Here is a 3,736-nt window from a genome sequence, read left to right as displayed (position 1 = left end):
ATTAACGACCGAGCGGAATATGAGCGGCGCTATCCCTACCTTCCTGGTCGTATTATCGACAACCTATTGGCGCCAAAAGCCAAGGTTTCGGTAACTAGGTGTCTAGTCCCGGAGTGTGGGGGAATCAGTCAAGCTGATCCTTCATTCAGGGATAAGCTATGGGACAGATACTCCACGGCAGCGCCACGACCACGCACGCCATCCGAGCAGCGATACAGCGATCGAAGGCTCCGCTCAAAGAACTCGCAGCGCAGCACGGTCTAAATCAGAAGACTGTCGCCAAGTGGCGAAAGCGGGCCTTCGTCCATGATGCGCCGATGGGTCCGAAGACTGTACGCTCCACCGTTTTGACGGCCGAGGAAGAGGCGGCGGTCGTCGCCTTCCGTAAGCATACGCTGCTGCCTCTGGATGACTGTCTCTATGCGCTGCAAGCGACAATCCCGCACCTGACGCGGTCGTCCTTGCATCGGTGCTTTCAGCGCCACGGGATCAGCCGCCTGCCCGAGGTCGCCGGCGACAGGCCGGCCAAACAGCCCTTCAAGCGCTACCCGATCGGCTATTTCCACATCGACATCGCCGAGGTTCGAACCGAAGAGGGTAAGCTCTACCTATTCGTAGCAGTGGACCGGACCTCGAAGTTCGCTTTCGCTCGGCTGATGCAGAAGGCGACCACAGTCACTTCAAGAGCTTTCCTCGACGAATTGGTCGAAGCCGTCCCCTACAAAATGCACACCGTGCTCACCGACAATGGCATCCAGTTCGCCGACCTGCCAAAGAACCGGAATGGTCCTACCGCACGTTGGCGCGGCCATCCCTTCGACCGGACTTGCTGGAGGCATGGCATCGAGCACCGCCTCACCAAGCCCAACCACCCATGGACCAACGGTCAGGTCGAACGGATGAACCGAACGCTTAAGGAGGCAACTGTCCGGCGATATCACTACGAGACCCACCGACAACTTGAAAATCACCTTGCTGCCTTCCTCGACGGATACAACTTCGCCAGGCGGCTAAAGACCCTTCACGGCCTCACACCTTACGAAGCCATCTGTGCGGTATGGGCCAAACAGCCAGAAAGGTTCCGGCTCAATCCCGTCCACTTGACCTCGGGACTGAACACCTAGCTGGGATCGCATCGCAGGAAATCTGAACAACCTGGTGACGATGATTAATGCCGCCTATGATGACCGAGCGCTCTGTCAATATGACCTTTCGAAGCCGCTGCGCGCAAACAATGCTCCGGCATTCGTTTGAATGAATAGCCGTTGGCGATAGAAGCTTGTTTGGGGTAGCGCCGCCCATTAGAACAAGCTGATCAAGAACAGCAATGGGCGCCTGGGTCAACTCCTACAAGAAGCAGAGGAATTAATCCGCCCCATCAGCATGCCGTGCTGCTCGGGTCCGGGCGCAAACGCGCCTGACCGTTGCCAGTGCGCCATTTTCACTTTCGGGAACTAGAAGGAGTCTGGACGACCGAATTGTGACGCGAAGCATTTGTGTCATCTTCGGACCGTGATCTGACGATCTGCTTTCAGGCAAACTCATACGAAACCGCCGAACAATATGCTCGAACGCAGAAGCAGCGTGACGCATCGCTTGGCTCCGATGTAGAAACTGTGTCACTAGAACCTGAAATCGCTCCCAGACTGCGCTGCCCCCCTTTAGCGGTTTAGTAACTACGCAGTGCCAGTTTATCGTATGGGAAACGGGCAATATATTAATAGTGAATTACTAGTCGCTGATTTTATAAGGCGATGGTCCAATCTTGACGGTGGTCAAGAGCGGGCCAACTATTCTCTTTTCTTGGCGGAGCTTTGCGACGTGATTGGGGTAAGGCGGCCCGATCCTGCATTGGCCGCACATGGGTTCAACGACTACGTGTTCGAAAGGCGCGTCGAACGAGGGCGTCCTGATGGCACGACCGAGGCTGGGCGCATCGATCTCTATAAGCGAGGCTGCTTTATCCTCGAGGCGAAGCAAAGCCGCCTCCGTGGCGGTAAGAAGGCGGTGTCAGAAGGTCAGATGGACCTATTCGCGACACCGGAGAGAGGGGCTACCGATACGACAGTGTCCGGCCTCGATCACGTCATGGTCCAGGCGCGCCGGCAGGCCGAGCGGTATGCAGCTTCGCTGCCCTCCGATCACCCATATCCGCCCTTCATCATCGCGTGCGACGTGGGGCGAGCCATCGAGCTCTACGCTGATTTTTCCGGTCACGGACGTCACTACGCCCAATTTCCCGATGCGCGACAATTCCGCATCGAGCTCAGCCATCTCGCGAGCCAGGGTATCCGAGAACTGCTACGCGCTGTATGGGAGCAGCCTCAATCCTTGGATCCGGCCCAAAAGACGGCCAAGGTAACCCGAGAGATTGCCGGGCAACTGGCGGAAATCTCGAAAGCCCTTGAGGGGCGTGGCTTCGAGGCCCGCGACGTTGCGGTTTTCCTCATGCGGTGCCTTTTCACGATGTTCGTCGAGGATGTGGGCCTGCTACGCAAGAAAGGGTTCACCGAGCTTTTGACGAAATGCCTTGTGGATCCCACGCGGTTCACATTCGAAATCGACGACCTCTGGCTGCACATGGACCGCGGGGACTATTCGCCTGGTATTGGCGAGAGGTTGCTTCGATTCAACGGCAAGCTCTTCAAGAATGCCGTGTCGCTTCCGCTGACCAAGGACGAGATACGTCGTCTCCGCGATGCCTCGGATGCCGATTGGCGCGATCTGGAGCCTGCAATATTCGGTACGCTCTTCGAACAGGCGTTGGACCCGATAGAACGCAAGCGTCTCGGTGCGCACTACACGCCCCGGACCTACGTCGAACGGGTTGTAGATGCAACGATCATCGAACCCCTCACCGAAGACTGGGTCGGTCACCAATCGGCTGCCGAGCGTGCGATTCGCAATGGATCGACGGCGGCCGCCATTCACGAGGTTGAAGACTTCCTCAGACATCTGGCGTCTGTGCGGGTGCTCGATCCCGCGTGTGGCACGGGGAATTTCCTTTACGTCGCCCTCCGCCGGATGAAGCAGTTGGAAGGCGAGGCGCTCAAGCTACTGCAAGATATCGGCGGCGAGGAGGCGGTTGCGCGCGTCGCCGGCATATCGGTGAAGCCGGACCAGTTCTTCGGCATGGAACTCAACAAGCGAGCCGTCGAGATTGCCGAGTTGGTTCTCTGGATTGGATACATCCAATGGCACATGCGGACCCGGTCTACCGTCCCGCCTGAGCCTGTCTTGGGCAGCAGCGACCATGTTCAAGCGAAGGATGCGCTCATCACTTGGGCGGGCTACCCGCACCCGCAGCTCAAGCGGGACGCGTTGGGTAAGCCCGTGGCCGATGGTCAAGGCAACGAGCTCTATGTGTATCCGAATGCAATCAGCGCCGACTGGCCGGAGGCGGACTTCATCGTGGGGAACCCTCCGTTCGTCGGTGGGAAGGATATTCGCGGGCGGCTGGGTGCGGGTTACGCCGAAGCCCTATGGAGTGCCAACCCGAAAGTGAATCCTGCTGCGGACTTCGTGATGTACTGGTGGGACCATGCCGCCGAACTGCTCGTCCGGAAGGGAACGCGACTGCGCCGCTTCGGCTTCGTGACGACCAATTCGATAACGCAGGTATTCCAGCGGCGCGTCCTTGAGAGACGTCTGGCAGACGCTTCGCCAGTTTCTCTGGTGCTTGCTATTCCCGACCATCCGTGGACCAAGGCATCAAAGGATGCTGCCGCGGTCAGAA

The 3,736-nt window shown here is 58.2% G+C and carries 2 protein-coding genes; both read left to right on the top strand.

Translation table 11 applies throughout. The features are described 5' to 3' along the window. Positions 1 to 158: 158 nt before the first annotated feature. Positions 159 to 1,124 (top strand): IS481 family transposase, encoded by a 966-nt coding sequence (locus EOA33_RS27740; RefSeq protein ID WP_127407094.1) that lies wholly within the window; start codon positions 159 to 161, stop codon positions 1,122 to 1,124. Between the two features lie 574 nt (positions 1,125 to 1,698). Further along, positions 1,699 to 3,736, top strand: a 2,038-nt coding sequence (locus EOA33_RS27735; RefSeq protein WP_348628264.1) for a DNA methyltransferase, incomplete at its 3' end; no start/stop codon positions are given.

Origin of the sequence: Mesorhizobium sp. M4A.F.Ca.ET.050.02.1.1 (assembly GCF_003997725.1) — a bacterium.
Taxonomy (GTDB): Bacteria; Pseudomonadota; Alphaproteobacteria; order Rhizobiales; family Rhizobiaceae; genus Mesorhizobium.
The sequence above is the reverse complement of the archived record's forward strand: the minus strand, read 5'-3'. Positions and strand labels throughout refer to the sequence as shown.